The sequence below is a fragment of the Streptomyces sp. NPDC021115 genome (genome assembly GCF_044333065.1).
Classification (GTDB): domain Bacteria; phylum Actinomycetota; class Actinomycetes; order Streptomycetales; family Streptomycetaceae; genus Streptomyces.
Map to the genome: position 1 here is coordinate 281,651 of NZ_JBIRQF010000007.1, position 17,867 is coordinate 299,517.

Here is a 17,867-nt window from a genome sequence, read left to right on the forward strand (position 1 = left end):
AAAGTTGCCACCCGATCGAGTGGGCAATATATTGCTCATTATGCGTGTGATCAGCTCTCCCCGCGTCTCCGAGCAGGCCGTCCTCGCCGCTCTCCGCGACGCCTTCGGGGCCCCTTCCCTCCGTACGGCACCGACTCCGGGCCAGTTCGTCGTCGACCTGCCCGGTGGCGGTGACGTCATCCACTACCCGGCCGTCCTGCCCCATGCCGGCGTCTACTCGGTCAAGGTCTCCCCGTACCTGCCCGACCCTGCCGGTCCCGCCGTGGTCACGGCGTGGACGATGCTCGTGAGCCTGTCCACCGGTCAGCCGCTCGCGCTGCTGGACGCCTCCAAGCTGACTGTCGAGCGCACCGCGGCCACCACCGTGCTCGCCACCGACCTGCTCCTGCCGCCCGGCGCCCGCACCGCGGCCGTCATCGGTTACGGGCGCGTCGGCCGTGCGCACGCCCGCTACCTGCGCCACCTGCGCCCCGGCATGACCGTCCGCGCGTTCTCACCGAAGGGCGTCGACGAGGCCGACGACGGCGTCCAGGCCGCGGCGAACCTTGAGGACGCGGTGACGGGTGCGGACCTGGTGATGCTGTGCACCTCGGCCGCCGACGATGTGATCGACCCCCGTGCCCTGCCCGCAGGCACGGTCGTCACCTCGATCTCGACCAACGCCCCCGGCGCCCGCGAGATCCCGCCCGCCGCCGTCGAGGCCCTCGACGTCTACGTCGACGCGCTCACCACCCTGCAGGTCGCCGCCGACCTGACCCGCGCCGCCGCTGACGGCTGGGACCCCGCCGCCGTGCGCGGCGACCTGGCCGGCCTCGTGGCCGGCCGCGCCCAGGGCCCGAGCGGCGAGCGGCCGGTGTACTTCCGGTCCGTGGGACTGGGCATCGAGGACGCGGCCGTCGCCTGGGCCGCCCTGTACAACGACAATGCCATGACGAAGGGACAGTCCCGGTGAAGATCCGCCCGTTCGCCGTCGAGCAGTGGATGAACGACTACGAGGAGACCTGCCGCCACAACCTCGCCGAGACCTGCGTCCGCTCCCTGACCACCGGCGAATTGCTTCAGATGTCCGGACGGCGGGAGGAGATTCTTGCCGAACTCGACGACACCCCGCTCACCTACGGCCCCATCGCCGGCAGCCCCCGCCTGCGTGGCCTCGTCGCCGGCCTCTACGAGAGCCGGGGCCCGGACAACGTCCTGATCACCCACGGCGCGATCGGCGCGAACGCCCTCGTGCACGCCACCCTCGTTGAACCCGCCGACCACATCGTGGCCGTCGTCCCCACCTACCAGCAGCACTACTCCATCCCCGACAGCTACGGCGCCCGCGTCACCCAACTGCCGCTGCGCGAGGAGAACGGCTGGCTGCCCGACCTCGACGAACTCGACCGCCTGGTCTCGGCCGACACCAAGCTCATCGCCGTCAACAATCCCAACAACCCCACCGGCGCCCTCATCGACGAAGCCGGACTGGCCCGCATCGTCAAGATTGCCGAACGGGTCGGGGCATGGGTGTTGTGCGACGAGGTCTACCGGGGCGTCGACCAATACGGCGACGGCTTCACCGCCTCGATCGCCGACCTGTACGAGCTCGGCATCTCCACCGGCAGCATGTCCAAGCCCTACTCCCTGGCCGGACTGCGCCTGGGCTGGATCGTCGGCCCCACCCGCCTCCTCGCCGAGGTAGCCACCCACCGGGACTACACCACCATCAGCGTCGGACGCATCGACGACCTCCTGGCCTGCGTCGCCCTGGAGAACAAGGACGCCGTCCTCGCCCGCTCCCACCAGATCACCCGCACCAACCTCGCCATCCTCGACGAGTGGGTCACCGGCCGTGACGACATCACCTACGTCAAACCGGCCTCGGGCACCACCGCGCTCCTGCGCTACAACGCCCCGATCGGTTCCTACGAGTTCTGCACCCGCCTCCTCGGGGAGACCGGCGTCATGTTCACCCCCGGCGCCGCCTTCGGCATCGAGCACACCGTCCGCATCGGCTTCGCCGACGACACCGAGACCCTGTGCACCGGCCTGGAACTGGTCGGCCAGTTCCTCGACCGCCTCGCCCAGGACTGACTCACCGGCAAGAGGGCCGGGGGAAACCGGGTGCTCCGCCTGAAGAAGGCGCTGCGCATCCCGACCCGGCGGACCGGGGGCCGGGTCGGCCATGGCGCCCGGGCACTCCGCCGCCGGCGCCGATCGACCCGGACCTGCCGAGCGCGGACATCCGCATCGGGTACGCCCGCTGCTCGACGCTCACCCAGGAACTCCGGTCGCAGGTCGACGCGCCCGACAAGCACGGCATCGAGCGTCCTGCTTCTCCGAGTGCGCCAAGACCAGGACGCCGTCGATGTCCACGATCAGTTGCCCGCACGCGTCCGGCGCCGCATCCCCGGCCAATCGCCAGACGTGTTCGCGCACTTCGGCGCGGGCGATGCGGAGCGCGGCCAAGACCCGCTTGCAGCCTGACGCCAGCCTGCCGACCAGACGAGAGACCGTGGGGTCCGAGGCCACAGGCCCGAACACGGCCGGCTCGGCCCGCAACAGGGCCACATCGGCCAGGCAGTCCCCGCCCAGCGCGACGGCGAGCGCCACATCCAGCAGGATCTTGCCCGGATCGTGCACCGCCGCGGACGCCGCCACGGCGAGAGCGCCGCCGATATCGCCCCATCCAGTCCGGCTTTCCGGACGGTCTCCACCAGCAGTACGCCGCCCGCCTGGCTGACGACTCCACGGCCGCCGCCCTCGACATGAACACGTGGGTAGGACCCGGTACGCTTCTTCACCCGAGAAATACTCCTAAGCCAGCAACGGACAAGACCCTCAGTAAGTCTCATCGTTGCAGCTCAGGAGCATTTCTTACGTTTTCGATCAGGGTGCGGACAGCTCGCCCCTGCGAGGGCCCGAGGCTAGGCGGTTTCGTTCGGATCAGCGGGCGGACCAGAGGAAGATGCCCGCGATGTGTAGTCCGGCAAGGTAGATGGTCGCGGTCTTCTCGTAGCGGGTAGCGATGCCGCGCCACTGCTTCAGGCGGTTGATGCACCGCTCGACGGTGTTGCGCTGCTTGTATGCCTCGCGGTCGAAGGCCGGCGGTCTGCCGCCCGCCTGTCCGCGCTGCCGCCGGTTGGTCTGCTGGTCGGCCCGTTCCGGAATCACCGCGCGGATGCCGCGTCTGCGCAGATGGTCGCGGATCGCGCGGGAGGAGTACGCCTTGTCGGCCAGGACCAGGTCCGGCCTGGTGCGGGGACGTCCATAGGGGCGGGGAACACACAAGCGGGCCATGACATCCGTGAAGGCGGGTGCGTCACCGGCCTGGCCGGCGGTGAGGACGAACGCGAGTGGCCGGCATCGGCCGTCAGCCGCAAGGTGGATCTTTGTGGTCAGTCCGCCGCGGGACCGGCCGATGGCGTGATCGTCCGGCTCGCTGGCCGGGGCCCCTTTTTGCGGGCCCCGGCCGCATGCTGGTGAGCCCGCACGATGGTGGAGTCCACCGAGACGGCCCAGCTGACGTCTTCGTCCGCGTCGGCCTGGGCCACCAGGGCGGTGAACACTCTCTCCCAAGTGCCGTCGACGGCCCACATCCGCAGCCGGTTGTAGACGCCCCGCCAGTTGCCGTACTTCTCCGGCAGATGAACCCACTGGGTACCGGTCTGGAACTTGAAGGCGATCGCGTCGATCACCTCACGATGGTCCCGCCAGCGGCCACCCCGCTTCGGCGTCCGGTCCGGGAGCAACGGCTCGATCCGCGCCCACTGCGCATCAGTCAACGGCACATCCGGATCAACGACCGGTTGATCCAAACGAAATGGCCTAGTCGGCGCGGCCTGTCGCTGCCACGGTCACGCCCAGGCCGATCATTGCGAAGCCGCCCGCCCCGCCGACCATCGAAAGGCGGCGATCCGAGCGGGCGAACCAGGAACGGGCCGCCGAGGCGCCCAGGCCCCACAGGGTGTCCGTAATCATGCCGATGGCGACCGGGACCAGCCCCAACACCATCATCTGGAGGGGGACTTGGCCCGCCGAGTGATCCACGAACTGCGGCAGCACCGCCGCGAAGAAGACGACGCCCTTCGGGTTGGTGACGCCCACGAAAATACCGTCCAGGATCGTGCGCAGATCACCGCGCCGCTCATCCGCCGGGGCCTCCATGTCCGCCGCGCGCATCTCCTTGCGGTGCCGGAACGCCTGCACGCCGAGGTAGACGAGATACGCCGCTCCGGCCAGCTTCACACCCATGAACACCGTCGCCGAACTCTCCACCAGCGCGCCGAGGCCCCACGCCACAGCGATCACCAGGAGGTACGAACCGACCAGGTTGCCCAGGACCGTCGCGAGCGCCGTGCGGCGGCCGTGCGCGAGGGCTCTGCCGATCACAAACAGCACGCTCGGCCCCGGAATCACGATCACCAGCAGCGACATCGCCGCGAACGCGAGAATACTCTCCGTGGACACCATAAGTCCGCCACCTCCTGGATTGCCGTCCAGAGGTCATACAAACAGATGGCGGACCGTCCACTCCAGGCTCATCCACCTGCCGAGACACCTGAGGAGTGCAGCCTTCCCGACGACGAACAGGACCCTAGACAAGTCCCATCGTCCCAGGTCAGCGGCACACCTCACTCATCCGAACAAGCTTCGGACAGGTCACCTCGTGAAAGCGCGAGGCTAGTCTTGGAGATGCTCGCCGGCCCCCTGCCCGGCATCTACGACCCCACAGGCCCGGGAAAGCTGCTGTTCGCATTCTTCGCGGCGATGGCGCAGACCGAGCGGGAGGACATCCGCGAGTCCACGTCCGAAGGGCTCGACACCGCGGCCCGCAAGGGCAAGCACGGCGGCCGCCCGTCATAACCTACGACATGCTCCACACCGTGCTCCGCCGCCGCGCGGCCGGCGAGCCCGTCGAGCAGATTCAGCCCGACCTGATCATCCCCACCGGCAAGCGCAAGGACCAGAACCCCTCGGTGGCCAGCATCTACCGGGCACTCGCCGAGCACGCCAAGCGCGATGCATACCCCGAAGCCGTCGCCCAGGCACACGCCGACTTCTCCGCCCTCCAGGCCGGGGAAGTCCGGAGCCACGGGCCAAGTCACAGCCCGTACGGTGACACGCCTCCAGGGGCACGGGAGCGCTTAGCGCTAACGGCTGTTCCGTAGTTCCCCGAGGCCGGACGAGTTCTGAGGGTCAGGTGCTGCCATCAGCGACACATCCTCCATGGGAACCTCGCGACCATCGTCATCGAGAAACCCCACGTGGACGGCCCGACCCGTGGAGCGGGTCCGCTGGGAAGCGGAGGGACCTGCGGGCCGCGGACGGTGACGGTCCCCCCACTGCTGCAGCGCACCCAGGACGGGCTGCAGTTCGAGCCCGGCCGGCGTCAGATGGTAGCTCTGCCGGTGCCTGCTACCGGCCTCCTGGTATGCCAGCGTCCGCAGCACTCCGGCGTCGACGAGAACCTTGAGTCGGTCACTGAGCAGGTTCGACGCGATGCCGAGAGCTGACCGGATTTCAGCGAACCGGTGCCTGCCGTAGAGGACCTCACGCAGCACCAGCAGAGTCCACCGCTCGCCGAGTATCTGCAGGCTCCGCTCCATGGAACAGGCCGGCTCGTCATCCATAGGGCCGGACACGTGCCTTCCTGACGGCACAGAACTCACCTCCACATCGACGCCGGGTACTCGTTCCGGTGGCCACATACGCCCCGCAGCCCGCACGACCTGAGTTTACTATCACTAACCAGATGGCACGTACGCCTGCCGGGCGGGAGCAGGCGACTCGGGCAGGTCCTGCCACGGGGTGGACGGCGTGCATCACGCGCAAGATCCCACACAGGCAAAGGGACGCGGCAGGTAAGCAGAAACACCCGTGCACCCCCTCGCAGGCCGGGCCGATTGCACGCCGCGGCCGCCGACCTGGCGCATGTAACGGCGAGACGGGCTGGCCAGTACGACCGGCGAGCCAGTGATCCGGTCAGTAAGGCGCAGCCGGGGGCGTCCGCAGCGGACGCCGGACATGGACGGCGCTGCGGGAACCGCGGCCAGCCAGCCGTCAGGCGCGGCGCCTCCGGCGAAGGCCTTGCGGCCCGCTCCGGATTCCACGGAGCGGGCCGCAAGGCCTGGCGGCGTTCGTTCGCCTCCGGTCGTGGAGCCTGCGAGGGTCACGTCTTGGAACTGGAACCTGCGCTACTTCCGGCCGGGGGAGGCGGCGGTCGGCATCAGTGCCACGGAGCTTTCGTCGACTTCGTTTCCGTCGTCGTCGATGAACCCGACGTGCACCGGTCGTTCGGTGCCCTCGACCAGGCGCAGGATGCTCGGCCCGTCCGGCCACGGCAGGTACTTGTCGCCCCATTGCTGCAGGCCGAGCAGGACGACGAGGAGCTCCCGGCCCGCATCCGTGAGCACGTACGAGAAGCGAGCCCGCTCCCTGGGCTCCCGATAGGGCACCTTCTCCATCACGCCGTATTCGACCAGCGTGTTCAGGCGTGCGGTGAGAACATCCGGCGCCACACCGAGCCCGCTGCGGAACTCCGAGAACCGGCTCGACCCCGCCACGGCCTCGCGCAGGATCAGAAACGTCCAGCGCTCGCCCAGCACGCCCAGGCTGCGGGCGATAGCGCAACTGTCATTCGGAATCTTGCCCATGCTGCAAGCCTACCCTGAGTTGCTTCTTCCAACCCAGGTGGTCTACATTGGAAAAACCTACCCAGCAGGGAGTTGCGCAATGCAGATCGAAGGACAGACGGCACTGGTCACCGGGGCGAACCGCGGCCTGGGACGTCACCTGGCGAAGCAGTTGCGCGACCGCGGCGCGACCGTCTACGCGGCCGCCCGCAATCCCGCAGCCGTCGACCTCGACGGCGTGAAGCCGATCGCCCTCGACGTGACCGACCCCGCCTCCATCGCCGCCGCGGCAGAGGCGACCGGCGACGTGTCGATCCTGGTCAACAACGCCGGTTCGGCCACCTACGCATCGCTGCTGACGGGCGACCTGGCGGACATCCGCCTGGAGATCGACACCCACTACCTCGGCACCTTGGCGGTCACCCGGGCATTCGCCCCCCAGCTCGGCTCTCACGACAGCAGCGCGGTGCTGAACATCCTGTCGGTCGCCTCCTGGGTCAACTTCCCCGACTTCGGTGCCTACTGCGCCGCCAAGTCGGCCTCCTGGTCGATGACGAACGGGCTGCGCCAGGAACTCGCCCCGCAGGGCACCCGGGTCTCGGCGCTGCACGTCGGGTACATGGACACCGACATGACCGCCGGCCTCGACGCGCCGAAGGCCGACCCTGCCGACATCGCGCGCATCGCCCTCGACGGTGTCGCTTCCGGCGCCCCTGAGATCATCGCCGACGAGACGAGCAAGACCGTGCTCGCGAGTCTGTCCGGAGGCATCGGCGCGCTCCACCCGCAGTTCGGGACGGAGAAGGTCACGCCCGCTTACGTCATGGTCAACTTCGATGTGCTCGACGAGGAGGCCGGCCTGGCCTACGCGGCCGTGGCCCAGCAGTCCATCCTCGACCACGGCGGCCATTACCTGGTCGGGGGACCCACGCCCGAGCCCGTCGAAGGCACCTGGGACTCCTCCGGGTTCGTGGTCATCGAGTTTCCCGACATGGACCGGATCCGGGAGTGGTACGACTCCGCCGAGTACCGGCGGGCCCGGGAGATACGAAAGGACAAGGCCCGGGTGGCCATGCTGTTCGTCGAGGGCGCACCGCCTGAGGGCTTCTCCCGCCCGGCCTAGGTGTGCTGTCCGGGGACGGTCGGGGCGCCCTGGGTGCCGTCGAGGGGCCGGCAGCGGGCGAGGGGTTGGCGGTGGACCTCCGGCGTGGTGCTGATGCGCAGGGTGTAGCCCTGGCCGCACCGTACGGTGACGCCCTGGTCGAGCGCGCCGCGCTCGACGGGCTCCAGTTCGGTGGCGCGGAGGAAGTCGGCGACCTTGCCCGGCACGTCGCGGACGACCGGCGCTCCGGAGCCGGGGCGTCCTTGTCGGCGGCCGCGTGCTCGGGCAGAAGATCAGCGACGGCGGTGCGAACATTCTCGGCAAGCACAGGTACGGCCGCGCCTCACCCGGCCGGTGACGGCGTCGCGATACCGCACGACGAGCCCGGGCGAGGGAGGGGAGCTACGCGGTGACTTTGTCCTTGGCCTCGGTGTCGTCGTCGAAGGTCATCTCCGGTGCGGGCCGGCGGAAGCCCTTGGTCATGGCAGCCAGGTAGACGACGCCGATCGCCAGCCAGACGCCGCCGATCTGGAGTGCTACGTCACCGAGCCTCGTGAGCAGGTAGAGGGAAACGCCGGCGCCGACGGCCGGCATCACCAGGTACGAGAAGAGGTTGGGGGTGCGGCCGTGTCTGCGCTCTCGGACCAGGTGGGCGATCACGCAGACGTTCACCAGGACGAAGCCGAGGAAGGCGCCGAAGTTGATGAACGAGGTGGCTGTGGTCAGGTCGAGTTTCATGGCGATGACACCGGCGGCCGCTGTCAGCAGCAGGTTCAAGACGGGCGTGCCGGTCTTCTTCGACAGGTTGCCGAAGACGGCCTTGGGCAGTGCGCCGTCGCGTCCCATGACGTACATGAGGCGAGCGGCGGAGGCTTGCAGGGCGATGCAGGAGGCGATGGATCCGGCGATGGTGACGAAGTTGATGATCTCGGCGTACGTCTCGCCGCCGACCTGGACCTTCAGGTGGTAGGCGGCCGCGTCGACGTCGGCGAACTTCGCGCCGGGGTGGACCAGTTGCATCACGAAGGACAGCACGATGAAGATCGCTCCGGCGGCGATGACGCAGCCGATGATGCCTCGGCCGATCGTCTTTGCCCCGCCCCTGGCCTCCTCACCGAGCGTGGAGACGGCGTCGAAGCCGAGGAAGGAGTACGCGGCGATGGCGGCGGCCGCAGTGACCGCGCCGATCGAAGTACCGGAGTTCCACAGGGCGTCCGTGGCGGGGGCGGAGGAGCCGTGCTTGCCGAGGAAGACGACACACAGGGTGGCGAAGAGGACCAGCGACCCCAGAGCGATGAACATCAGGACCTTGTTGACGCGGTCCGCGAGCTTCATGCCGAAGACGTTGATGCCGGTGGTGATGCCCACCGAGACGATCAGCCAGACCCACTTGGGTATGTCAGGGAACTGGGCGTTGAAGTAGATCGCCGTGATCAGCCAGCCGACCATCGGGATGAAGAAGTAGTCGAGCAGCATCGCCCAGCCGGACAGGAAACCGATGCGGCTGTCGAGCATCTTGCGGGCGTAGGTGTAGACCGACCCCGAGCCGGGCACGGCGCGCGCCATCCTCGCGTAACTCAGCCCGGTGAGCAGCATCGCGAGGGTGGCGACGGCGAACGCGGTCGGGGCCACGCCGCCGCTGGTGGCGGCGACCACGCCGAAGATCGTGACGACGATGCCGGGGGAGATGTAGGCCAGGCCGAACAGGACGACGGAGAGGAGGCTCAGGTCGCCCTCCAGTCTCATGGTGTTCCCGGTTGTCTCGCTGTTCATCGTGGTGGCTCCTCGGTGGTGTGGGCGGCGTTCCAGGTGGCGGGGTCGATGCGGCCCCCGTACAGCGGGAGCTCGAGGGCTGGGTCGCCGGGGCGGAACTGGTCCCAGATCCGGTTGAGACCGGCGGTGCCGTAGCGGCGGACGTTGCTGACCTCGTCGAGGTCGATCACGTCGGTGAGGGTGGAGTCGCCGGCATCGACGGTTTCGGCGCGCACCGTGCCCTGCGGATCGATGACGAGGCTGCGGCCGACCCCGGATGGGGCGGCGGAATTGACGCTGGCGACGAAGACCTGATTGGTGATGGCGTTGGCGCGGCTGAGGACGACTTCCTGCGCGCGGTCGCTCGTCGACGTGCGGACCACGTTGACGATCAGCTCTGCGCCCATCCAGGCCAGATGGCGGGAGATCTCCGGGAACCAGGTGTCATAGCAGATGGACAGTCCGATGCGGCCGACCCCGGCGAGGTCGACGACCTCGAACCGGTTGCCGGGTGTGGTCGTCTCGTACGGGCGCCACGGGCAGATCTTGCGGTACGCGGCGAGGCGCTCACCCTGTGGTGAATAGACCGGTGTCGTGTTGTGGACGCGGTCGCCGGTGCCTCGCTCGTAGACGCTGCCGGGTACCAGCCAGATGCCCAGATCCCCCGCGAGCTCGGCGAAGGCCGCATCGCGTTTGTCGTCGAGCGGCTCGGCCCCCTTCTCCGGGGCGGCGGGGACGCCGGGGGCGCTCTCGCCGAGGTGCAGTTCGGGGTAGACGACGAGGGCGCCGGGTGCGCGCAGTTTCACGCGCCGCTCCACGTCGGTGGCAAAGCCTGCGAGGTCGTCGGCCGGGCGGCCGGGCGCCTGGGCGAGGATCAGGGGCAGGGGGCGGGCCATGCGGGAACCAGCCAATCGAAAGGATTATTTGTACGAGGAGAAGTCGACGGAAATTCGGGCGCCGATAACCGAAAATTCCGGTGGGACAAGAATGCAGCCAGTCAGTCATAGCTTCAAATACTTGGCAGGGCTGATTATCATGCCTTTGAGGCATGAAGGTGTCATGCCTCCACCGTCTCCCGAGGGGCCACCGCCATGGAACTCCGAGTGCTGCGCTACTTCCTGACCATCGTGGAGACCGGTTCCGTCACCAAGGCTGCCGAGGTGGTCCGCGTCGCCCAGCCCTCGCTGTCGCGCCAGCTGCGCGGCCTGGAAGGGGCCTTGGGGATGACGCTCTTCGACCGCGGCGGCAAGCAGATGGTCCTGACGGCGGCCGGCCGGCGCTTCCTTCCCCTGGCCCGCGACCTGGTCGCCCGCGCGGATGCCGCCGAGGCCGCAGTTGGTGCGCTGGCTGCCGGTTGTGCCATGCGGATCACCGTGGCGGCGCCGCCCACCACCATCACCGACGTGATCGCGCCGTTCCTGGCCACTTGGGGGCCGGAGGATCCGCTCGTCACCGTGCAGGCGGAGAGTCCGGCACGTGCGTACCAGGCCCTTGCGAGGGGCGCCGATGTAGCCATCTCCTCGGCACCTTCGAGGCGCCGTTTCGCCGGGCTCCCGGTGGCCCGCCTGCCGCTGTGGGCCTACGTCCGTGCCGACCATGCCTGGGCGGACCGGGACCGCGTCACCATCAGGGAACTTGCCGCTGAGCCCCTCATCGTCCTCACCCCGGCGCACGGCACCCGCCGCATCCTGGACCATGCCGTGCAGGATGCGGACGTCTCGTACGACATCGTGCTCGAATGCGACACCCCGCACGTCGCACAGGCCATGGCGGCTTCGGGCCATGGTGTCGCGGTGGTCTCCGACGATCCCCGCTTCGACCTGCACCCGCTGCTGATCCTCGACAGCACGGGCGAACCGCTGCAGATCCACCTGCACGCGGCGTGGGACGCCGGCCACTATGCGCTGCGCAGCATCGAGGCATTCGCGGCCGGGTTGTCACGTTTTTGTGTCGAGCGGTACGGGTCACAGGTCGCCGCCCGCCTATGAACTGCAGCGACGACTACAGACCACGGCCCTCCCCACGACGCGAAGCGTGATCGCTCTGCCGCCCGACGGCCGGCAGGCCCCCGAGAGCTGGAGGTATGCCTGGCGGGCAGCCTGACCAGATCGGGCAGGCATTGGACGGAAGCCCCGGCGCACCTCACCATGCGGCGATATCCCGCATCAGCTGCCAGCCCGAGAGGACCTCCGACCATGCCGAGACCGTTCCATACCCGACGGCTACGCCGTGCCGCTGCCGTCGCCGCCGTGCTCGCGGGGCTGTTCGCCGTCCCGCCACCGACGATGGCGGCGCCCGCCGCAACCGCACCCGTACCGGGTGATCCGCTCACCGGAAGTGGTGAGGTGAACCGGACCGAACTCACCGCCGGCCAACTCGCCGGGGGTACCGCCGAGGACACCGTGCCTGACAGCGCCTTCGCCCTGCCGGCGCAAGCGGCGCCACCCACCCACAGCTTCGAAGGCACCCTCACCCTCGACGGCCTCTCCACCGCCGGCGGTTTCCGCGCACTGAAGGACCCGCGCGGATACGGAGACACGGCGGCAACCCGGCACCTGCCACCGGTCGACATCGCGCTCGTGCAGAACGGCAGCCACCTCGTCCCGGCGAAGCGCGGGTTGCAGTACACGGGGAACCAGGCGTGGAACCTGGCGGTGGGACCCGGCCGCGCGTGGAACGAGGACGGTGACGGCCAACGCACCCGCGCCTCACTGCCGTTCGCGCTCGTCGAGCGCAACGCCAACTGCGTGCACAACGGCGCCCTGACGTTCCTCTTCGACGCCACATCGATCTCCGAAGTCCGCTACCAGATCACCACGGAGACCTGCGAGTACTTCCAGTTCGACATGTGGGGCCAGGTACCGGCCGACTACCGGCCCGGCCCCGTCGACGGCGCCGAGAACCTGCGCGACGCGTACGCCTCCGAGGTCGGGGACCGGCTCCCGACCAAGCCCATCTCGGCGCTGGCCACCGACTACCCGGACAGTGGGGTGGACGTGGCGAAGTTCGGCTCCGGCATCACGCCGTCCGCGCTGAGCACCTTCGGCTTCTACTTCGGCGGAGTCCACTACGTGGGCAACTGCCGGACCCGGCAAGGGGAGTACCCGTTCTGCGGCCAGATGCTGCTGCCTTCGTACTCGACCGCGAAGTCGGCGTTCGCGGGAACAGCCATGCTGCGTCTGGCGCAGCGCTACGGCCCGGCCGTGGCCCAGGAGAAGCTCTCCGACCGAATCCCCGAGACCGCCGGCAACACTGCCTGGAGCGGCGTCACCCTCGACCACACCCTCGACATGGCCACCGGGAACTACACCTCGCCCGGCTACGAGACCGACGAATCGGGCAGCACCATGGCGGACTTCTTCGCAGCCGAGCCCTACGCCGACAAGATGCGACTCGCCCTGTCCTTCCCGCGTAAGGCCAGCCCCGGCAGCAAGTGGGTCTACCACACCTCGGACACCTTCCTCGCCACCCGCGCGATGAACAACTACATGCAGGACAAGGTCGGTTCGGACGCCGGCATCTTCGACATGCTCCGTGACGACGTGCTCGAACCCATCGGCGTCGGGCCCGACTCCCTCGTCTCCTCCCGCACCGACAACAGCCCCGGCGGGGCACCCTTCGGCGGCTACGGCATGTTCTGGACGCAGGACTCCGTCGCCCGGTTCGCGAAATTCCTCAACAACGACCACGGCGCCGTCAACGGCACGCAGATACTCGACCCGACACTGCTCGCGGCCACCATGCAACGCACACCGGAGGCCCGGGGCATGACCACCACCGGCACCAAGCCCATGAAGTACCAGAACGGCTTTTGGGGCGCCGAGTTCACCTCCGCCGACAACCCCGCCTACACCAGCCCCTTCTACGTACCATTCATGTCGGGATACGGCGGCATCACCGTCGCGATGATGCCGAACGGCGCCACCTACTACTACTTCAGCGACAACAACGAGTTCAGTTGGAACGCCGCCGTCGCCGAAGCCGACAAGCTAGCGCCCATGCCCGGCGCGGCAGTTACTGCGAGGTAGGCCCTATCGAACGCTGTCCTTGCCGAAAACCTCATCCATGCAGGTCATGTGGCTTTGGCAGGCGCGGCGTCACGCTGCCCACGGGGGACCCGCGGCTGAATGCTAACCGTGAGGTCGTGGTTCTCTCAGTCGCTGGTGTTGCTGAGGTCCTGGATGCGGGCTTGTATCAGGGGGAGGATCTCGGCTGTGGCTTGTTCGACGGAGACGAAGAGTACTTCGGCGTTGAGCTTGCGGTGCGGCACGTGAGCGAGTTTGTCGCGCAGTGCGATGGGACCGCTGTATGCCTGTGTCACGGTGCCGTGAGATGCCTGTTTGAGCATTTCGCCGAAGGTGAGCATGCAGTAGGCCAGGGCGAGGAGGCGCTCATTCCCTGGCTTGGGTGTTCCGTCGCGGAGGATTGAGCGCGCTTGGTCGAGTGCTGCCATTGCGTCGGTCAGGCGTAGCAGCTCCCGGTTCTCCCGGTCCGTGCGTGTATTGGTCACGCCGCCCCGCGCAGGTCGTTCAGAGGTTCGGTTTCTTCGACTTCCACTCCGGGGCCGCGTGGGACGACTTCCACGAGGGCGCCGAGGATGCTGGACAGGTCTGATTCGAAGCTGGTGATGTCGAAGTAGGAGCGGTCGGCGTCCAGGGTGGCGACAAGTTCCCCGGGCTCGGTGCTCAAGGCGAAGGAGTGCAGGCCATGCCGACGTCCGAGCTGGCGAATGGTCGTGGCATTGGCGCGGAGCTTTGCGGTGGTGGCCGGCCTCACGGCTCATCCTCCCTAGCGCTTTCGGGCACCGGAATCGACAGGAGCCAGAATATCGGAGTGTGGCAGCAGGATGGGCCTGCTCGGGAGGGGCGCAGGGAGCGGTGTCCTCTTGCTCCGTACGGCGGTGTACGACCCCGAGCACTCTTGCTACAGAGTGATACGACTCGTCGCGGAGAGTTGTCGCGCGGCTGGGGGTCAAGGGGTCGCAGGTTCAAATCCTGTCGTCCCGACCAGCGTTTTCGCAGGTCGGAGGCCGTTTCCGCGGGTAGCGGAGACGGCCTTAACCATTTCCGGGCTGGGAGCAAGTGGGAGCCCTCGTGCTCCCAACTCGCAGACGTGTCAATGGTGTCCGATTCGTCCGTCACCCGATCCGGTAGACCTACAGCGCCGTACCGGGCCCCTGCGTGCCGTCGTCAATCGTAGGCTTCTGAGGTCACCCCATCGATCTGGATGCTCTCTGCATCGAGAGGCATAAGGGCCCCTTGTCGGCTCCCGACCCCCTTTCCGGGTGGGAGCACGGTCCCGTGCTCCCCATGCGACAGGCACAGAGGGGCTGTCGGTGATCCTTGTGGGCAGGTTTTCGCAGGCAGCCAGTACGTGGGGTTTTTGGCTACCGTCGGGGCGTGCGTCAAGGGGTGGTAAAGCCCCTTGGTGTCTGCCGGCAGATAGGGCACTCCCAGGGCGTCAGCGCTGTATCCGGCTCCGTGGCGCCGTAGGGAGACTGTTTGCGGAGGCCTGGCCGGAAGAAAAAGTGTGCCAAGCGAGTGAGAATAATGTCGTGGGGCTCGAAAAGTCGTCGCTGCAGGTGACGCCAGGGATTTGGTCTCGGCTGGCGGCATGTCCGTGTGACCGTCTCACTGGTGATGGCGATTCCTGAAAACGGCTCTGGCCGCGCTTCCGTGAACAGGTTCACTGGGAAGGGGTGCTGTCCTCGCCCTGTCAGTAGGCTCGGGATGTGACGGATCACGGCATTGAGTTCCCGGTCTTCCGACTTCATGTTGTGCCAGCGGTTCTCGCCCTTGCGAGTCCCTCGTGGCAGCGCGATGTCTGGCTGCGGCCAGAGGAGGTCGAGGACCTGGACTACGTGGTCACCGTGCTGTTCAACGACTTTTGCAACGCAGACGATCCCGTGTCGTGGCTGGGCAAGAGCCTGCGGACCGAGGAGGAAGTCGCGCTCATGAAGGAGCTGGGCGAGGTCTACTCGACCGTGCAGGAAGAAGTAGGTCGCGGTGCCCCGGATGAGATCTATCTGGATGCTCCAGCCTGGAGTAACGTGATCGCAGTCGCGGGCAGGTTGGCTCAGATGATGGTCACCAATGACCTCCAGGCTGCGGCTCTCCTGCATGAACGGCTAAACCTCCCTCATCGCCAGCGGCCCGCTGAGGGGGCGTCGACGGCTGGGTGAGGATGCGGGTCCGGAGGAGTTCGAACGAGGCCCGGCCATACATGGCCGCTTGAGTGTTTTAAAAGTTACGTGGAATCTGCCGGGGTGATCATGTCTTCCCGGCGCAACCTGTGCCGCTCGAAAAGTCATCGCTGCATGTCATGCCGCGTATCTGTACTCGTTGATGAGGCCGCCGAGGATCCGGGTGCGTAGGACTTTGCCGGTGCTGAGGCCATGCGCTGCGGCGGGTTGTTCGTGGGCGTCGGGTGGTAGCTGGTTGCGTGCCTGGTGGGGTCGGTGTTCGTTGTAGTGCTGTTCGTAGGCTGCGAGGGCGTGGCGGGCGTGGGTCTCGTTCATGATGAGGGCGTGGTCGGGGGCTTCGCGTCGGATGCTGCCGATGATGCGTTCGCAGTGTGCGTTCATGCGGGGAGCCTGCGGCGCGCTTGTGAGGATGTCCATCTCCTCGGCTGCAAAGACGGCGTCGAACGCTTCGCCGTACTTGCCATCGCGGTCGCGTAACAAGAAGTGCAGGGTCTCGATGCGTATGCCCAGGTCGGCGGTGAGATTCCGCGCCTGCTGAACCGCCCGGTCCCGGGTCGGGCGGGTGGTGGGCCCGGTGATGTGCAGCCGCCGGGTGCCGTGCTCGAGGAAGGCCAGCGCGTACAGCTGCCTGCCGAGTGCGGTGTCTATGTGGAAGAAGTCTGCCGCGATGATGCCCTCGGCTTGCGCGGTCAGGAACTCGCGCCAGGTGGGGCCTGAGCGACGTGGCGCGGGGTCGATACCGGCCGCGTTGAGGATCTCCCAGACCGTCGAGGCGGCGAGGCGATACCCGAGTTGGGCCAGCTCTCCTTGGATCCGCCGGTGCCCCCACGTGGGATTCTCCCTCGCCAGCCGCAGGACGAGTTTCTTGATCGCTGCCGGGGTGGGTGGGCGGCCGGTGCCCCGGCGCGCGGTGTAGTCCCACTTTGCGGCGATGAATCTGCGGTGCCAGGCAAGCAGGGTGCCGGGGGTGACAGGGAAGATCTTGAGTCAGTGGCGCTGGGGTATCAGCCCGGACAGGGCGGCGAACCAGAACGGGTCGGCGGGCTCATAGCGGACCGGTCCGGCCAACTGGCGGCGCAGGACCGCGTTCTCGTGCCGCAGCACCAGAAGTCCCGCGTCCTTCGCCATCCCGCGACGGAGGAGCACCGATGGAACAGTCAGCAGCTTCCGGGGCACCTTGTACAGCAAGGACACGATCACGGAGGACATGATCCCAGCGGGCTGACCGCATCCAGCTCACCTGCGGCGATGACTTTTCGAGCGGCACACGAGCGGCGTGTGGTTGGTCCCCGCTCTTCTTGGAGCAGTGCAGTGCGAGTCGTCTACTCAGAGCTGGCCGGTGCGGGCCGGGAGGGACGCCTGGGGCCGTCGAATCAGCACTTCGCCCGCGTGCCGCGCGCTTCACTTCGAGGCTGCCTTGCCCGGCGTGCTCGGCGTCCGCAGTCTTCTGGTGACCGAGGCGCCTGGTGCCGTGCTGGAACTTTCACCGTCGAGGATCGGGCGTCATTGGTGACGTCACCCATGAGGATGAACTGGGTGAACTCCCCCTTCCGGCATACCTTCGCGTTTTCACGTGGCTACGGATCTTGCGTCGCCCCTGCGGGGGCCTTCACGGTGATTCAGTATCCAACGTGAAAGATGCTGACCGGAATTGACTACTATTGGCCGCCCGAGCGGAGTTCCCGACTCCGCTTTCACCTTTTTCGGCTGGTGCGTCCGGGGGGCTCCGAACACTAGTGTCCGAGTGTGGGTACGGAGAAGGGCTCCGAGCGATTTGCGGTCTGCCTCGAAGCCCCTCATTCCGTGTCTGACTCAACCGCGAATCTAGGAGTTCGAGAAATGATTCAGCACGTGCGAAGGAATTTGGCGCGCCTCCTTCCTTCGGCTTCCGAGGCTAGCATTCCGCTGTTCGCCCTGGCCCAAACCGCCGTTGCGAGCATCTTCTTCGTGACGCTGCGCCTCAGCTCTCCTCTGGTGGCCGGTGTCGCCCTCACGCGCCTGTGGTATCCCATCGAGGTGCCGACTGAACTGGTAGGGCTTTTGGCCGCCACAGTTCTGGTAGATCGCAGTGCACTTGTGTACATGAGGATCCGCAGGAGCTGACGGCTTCCGGTCCGCCTCGTAATCGATGCCTTCGCGACCCATCGCGGGCCGCGAAGGCGCTCTCTCCTGTGGGCGGAAGCAAGCCGCTCAC

The 17,867-nt window shown here is 67.6% G+C and carries 17 protein-coding genes and 3 pseudogenes; 9 read left to right on the forward strand and 11 right to left on the reverse strand.

All coding sequences use genetic code 11. The annotated features are described in order from the left end of the window. Positions 1–40: 40 nt before the first annotated feature. Both ACH4TL_RS23620 and ACH4TL_RS23625 read left to right on the forward strand, forming a co-directional pair. The gene (locus ACH4TL_RS23620; protein ID WP_055553548.1) at positions 41–952 is read left to right on the forward strand and encodes an ornithine cyclodeaminase family protein; all 912 of its coding nucleotides are present in this window, start codon (positions 41–43) and stop codon (positions 950–952) included. After that, positions 949–2,076, forward strand: a complete 1,128-nt coding sequence (locus tag ACH4TL_RS23625; RefSeq protein WP_398317419.1) for an aminotransferase — start codon at positions 949–951, stop codon at positions 2,074–2,076. Before ACH4TL_RS23620 ends, ACH4TL_RS23625 begins: the two co-directional genes overlap by 4 nt. Before the next feature lie 231 nt (positions 2,077–2,307). Here ACH4TL_RS23625 and ACH4TL_RS23630 read toward each other — a convergent pair. The 3 genes and pseudogenes from ACH4TL_RS23630 to ACH4TL_RS23640 form a co-directional block, all read right to left on the reverse strand. Further along, positions 2,308–2,786: pseudogene (locus tag ACH4TL_RS23630) on the reverse strand (transposase); the annotation flags it as partial. Between the two features lie 142 nt (positions 2,787–2,928). After that, positions 2,929–3,773, reverse strand: a pseudogene (locus ACH4TL_RS23635) (IS5 family transposase). A 37-nt stretch (positions 3,774–3,810) separates the two neighbouring features. Beyond that, positions 3,811–4,455 carry a LysE family translocator gene (locus tag ACH4TL_RS23640; protein ID WP_055553552.1) on the reverse strand — a complete coding sequence of 215 codons (645 nt, stop codon included), beginning with the start codon at positions 4,453–4,455 and terminating at the stop codon, positions 3,811–3,813. A 222-nt stretch (positions 4,456–4,677) separates the two neighbouring features. Between ACH4TL_RS23640 and ACH4TL_RS23645 the strand changes: the two genes are divergently transcribed. Both ACH4TL_RS23645 and ACH4TL_RS23650 read left to right on the forward strand, forming a co-directional pair. Next, positions 4,678–4,848 (forward strand): recombinase family protein, encoded by a 171-nt coding sequence (locus ACH4TL_RS23645; RefSeq protein ID WP_234357060.1) that lies wholly within the window; start codon positions 4,678–4,680, stop codon positions 4,846–4,848. Between the two features lie 8 nt (positions 4,849–4,856). Continuing rightward, positions 4,857–5,153, forward strand: coding sequence for a hypothetical protein (locus ACH4TL_RS23650; protein ID WP_398317424.1), 297 nt, complete (start codon positions 4,857–4,859; stop codon positions 5,151–5,153). Here the strand turns inward: ACH4TL_RS23650 and ACH4TL_RS23655 are convergent. After that, complete coding sequence (locus ACH4TL_RS23655; RefSeq protein ID WP_055553554.1) at positions 5,136–5,615, reverse strand: helix-turn-helix domain-containing protein; 480 nt, start codon at positions 5,613–5,615, stop codon at positions 5,136–5,138. The genes ACH4TL_RS23650 and ACH4TL_RS23655 overlap by 18 nt on opposite strands. 564 nt (positions 5,616–6,179) lie before the next feature. After that, positions 6,180–6,638, reverse strand: a complete 459-nt coding sequence (locus tag ACH4TL_RS23660; protein ID WP_055553556.1) for a helix-turn-helix domain-containing protein — start codon at positions 6,636–6,638, stop codon at positions 6,180–6,182. A gap of 79 nt (positions 6,639–6,717) precedes the next feature. Here ACH4TL_RS23660 and ACH4TL_RS23665 point away from each other — a divergent pair, with 79 nt between their 5' ends. Next, positions 6,718–7,740 (forward strand): SDR family oxidoreductase, encoded by a 1,023-nt coding sequence (locus ACH4TL_RS23665; RefSeq protein ID WP_398317429.1) that lies wholly within the window; start codon positions 6,718–6,720, stop codon positions 7,738–7,740. Here ACH4TL_RS23665 and ACH4TL_RS23670 read toward each other — a convergent pair. The 3 genes from ACH4TL_RS23670 to ACH4TL_RS23680 form a co-directional block, all read right to left on the reverse strand. Continuing rightward, entirely contained in the window at positions 7,737–7,946 is a 210-nt protein-coding gene (locus tag ACH4TL_RS23670) for a hypothetical protein (protein ID WP_246096120.1), read from the reverse strand. The genes ACH4TL_RS23665 and ACH4TL_RS23670 overlap by 4 nt on opposite strands. A 175-nt stretch (positions 7,947–8,121) precedes the next feature. Next, the gene (locus tag ACH4TL_RS23675; protein ID WP_398317432.1) at positions 8,122–9,492 is read right to left on the reverse strand and encodes an APC family permease; all 1,371 of its coding nucleotides are present in this window, start codon (positions 9,490–9,492) and stop codon (positions 8,122–8,124) included. Further along, positions 9,489–10,367: a carbon-nitrogen hydrolase family protein gene (locus tag ACH4TL_RS23680; RefSeq protein ID WP_055558220.1), complete on the reverse strand. Its 879-nt coding sequence runs from the start codon at positions 10,365–10,367 to the stop codon at positions 9,489–9,491. The genes ACH4TL_RS23675 and ACH4TL_RS23680 overlap by 4 nt, the downstream gene beginning before the upstream one ends. 207 nt (positions 10,368–10,574) lie before the next feature. On the opposite strand from ACH4TL_RS23680, the gene ACH4TL_RS23685 reads away from it, so the two are divergent. Together ACH4TL_RS23685 and ACH4TL_RS23690 are read left to right on the forward strand one after the other, a co-directional pair. Continuing rightward, on the forward strand, positions 10,575–11,459 hold the full coding sequence (locus ACH4TL_RS23685; protein ID WP_398317436.1) for a LysR family transcriptional regulator: 885 nt from the start codon (positions 10,575–10,577) through the stop codon (positions 11,457–11,459). Between the two features lie 207 nt (positions 11,460–11,666). Beyond that, positions 11,667–13,499 carry a hypothetical protein gene (locus ACH4TL_RS23690; RefSeq protein ID WP_398317439.1) on the forward strand — a complete coding sequence of 611 codons (1,833 nt, stop codon included), beginning with the start codon at positions 11,667–11,669 and terminating at the stop codon, positions 13,497–13,499. Positions 13,500–13,624: 125 nt separating this feature from the next. Here the strand turns inward: ACH4TL_RS23690 and ACH4TL_RS23695 are convergent, their stop codons facing one another. Both ACH4TL_RS23695 and ACH4TL_RS23700 read right to left on the reverse strand, forming a co-directional pair. Further along, positions 13,625–13,981 carry a hypothetical protein gene (locus ACH4TL_RS23695; protein ID WP_148081861.1) on the reverse strand — a complete coding sequence of 119 codons (357 nt, stop codon included), beginning with the start codon at positions 13,979–13,981 and terminating at the stop codon, positions 13,625–13,627. After that, positions 13,978–14,247 (reverse strand): hypothetical protein, encoded by a 270-nt coding sequence (locus ACH4TL_RS23700; RefSeq protein ID WP_055558216.1) that lies wholly within the window; start codon positions 14,245–14,247, stop codon positions 13,978–13,980. The genes ACH4TL_RS23695 and ACH4TL_RS23700 overlap by 4 nt, the downstream gene beginning before the upstream one ends. Before the next feature lie 955 nt (positions 14,248–15,202). Between ACH4TL_RS23700 and ACH4TL_RS23705 the strand changes: the two genes are divergently transcribed. After that, on the forward strand, positions 15,203–15,652 hold the full coding sequence (locus ACH4TL_RS23705) for a hypothetical protein (RefSeq protein WP_055553542.1): 450 nt from the start codon (positions 15,203–15,205) through the stop codon (positions 15,650–15,652). 138 nt (positions 15,653–15,790) lie between these two features. On the opposite strand, the pseudogene ACH4TL_RS23710 reads toward ACH4TL_RS23705, so the two are convergent. Continuing rightward, positions 15,791–16,873, reverse strand: a pseudogene (locus ACH4TL_RS23710) (integrase core domain-containing protein). A 639-nt stretch (positions 16,874–17,512) separates the two neighbouring features. Here ACH4TL_RS23710 and ACH4TL_RS23715 point away from each other — a divergent pair. Next, complete coding sequence (locus ACH4TL_RS23715; protein ID WP_398317446.1) at positions 17,513–17,776, forward strand: hypothetical protein; 264 nt, start codon at positions 17,513–17,515, stop codon at positions 17,774–17,776. Positions 17,777–17,867 lie beyond the last annotated feature (91 nt).

Excerpts from the sequence above, each read along its gene's own strand:
- ACH4TL_RS23675 (WP_398317432.1), bottom strand. The coding sequence starts at position 9,492 with ATGAACAGCGAGACAACCGGGAACACCATGAGACTGGAGGGCGACCTG.
- ACH4TL_RS23650 (WP_398317424.1), top strand. The coding sequence starts at position 4,857 with ATGCTCCACACCGTGCTCCGCCGCCGCGCGGCCGGCGAGCCCGTCGAG.
- ACH4TL_RS23690 (WP_398317439.1), top strand. The coding sequence starts at position 11,667 with ATGCCGAGACCGTTCCATACCCGACGGCTACGCCGTGCCGCTGCCGTC.
- ACH4TL_RS23640 (WP_055553552.1), bottom strand. The coding sequence starts at position 4,455 with ATGGTGTCCACGGAGAGTATTCTCGCGTTCGCGGCGATGTCGCTGCTG.
- ACH4TL_RS23620 (WP_055553548.1), top strand. The coding sequence starts at position 41 with ATGCGTGTGATCAGCTCTCCCCGCGTCTCCGAGCAGGCCGTCCTCGCC.
- ACH4TL_RS23665 (WP_398317429.1), top strand. The coding sequence starts at position 6,718 with ATGCAGATCGAAGGACAGACGGCACTGGTCACCGGGGCGAACCGCGGC.
- ACH4TL_RS23655 (WP_055553554.1), bottom strand. The coding sequence starts at position 5,615 with ATGGATGACGAGCCGGCCTGTTCCATGGAGCGGAGCCTGCAGATACTC.
- ACH4TL_RS23645 (WP_234357060.1), top strand. The coding sequence starts at position 4,678 with ATGCTCGCCGGCCCCCTGCCCGGCATCTACGACCCCACAGGCCCGGGA.
- ACH4TL_RS23660 (WP_055553556.1), bottom strand. The coding sequence starts at position 6,638 with ATGGGCAAGATTCCGAATGACAGTTGCGCTATCGCCCGCAGCCTGGGC.
- ACH4TL_RS23680 (WP_055558220.1), bottom strand. The coding sequence starts at position 10,367 with ATGGCCCGCCCCCTGCCCCTGATCCTCGCCCAGGCGCCCGGCCGCCCG.
- ACH4TL_RS23715 (WP_398317446.1), top strand. The coding sequence starts at position 17,513 with ATGATTCAGCACGTGCGAAGGAATTTGGCGCGCCTCCTTCCTTCGGCT.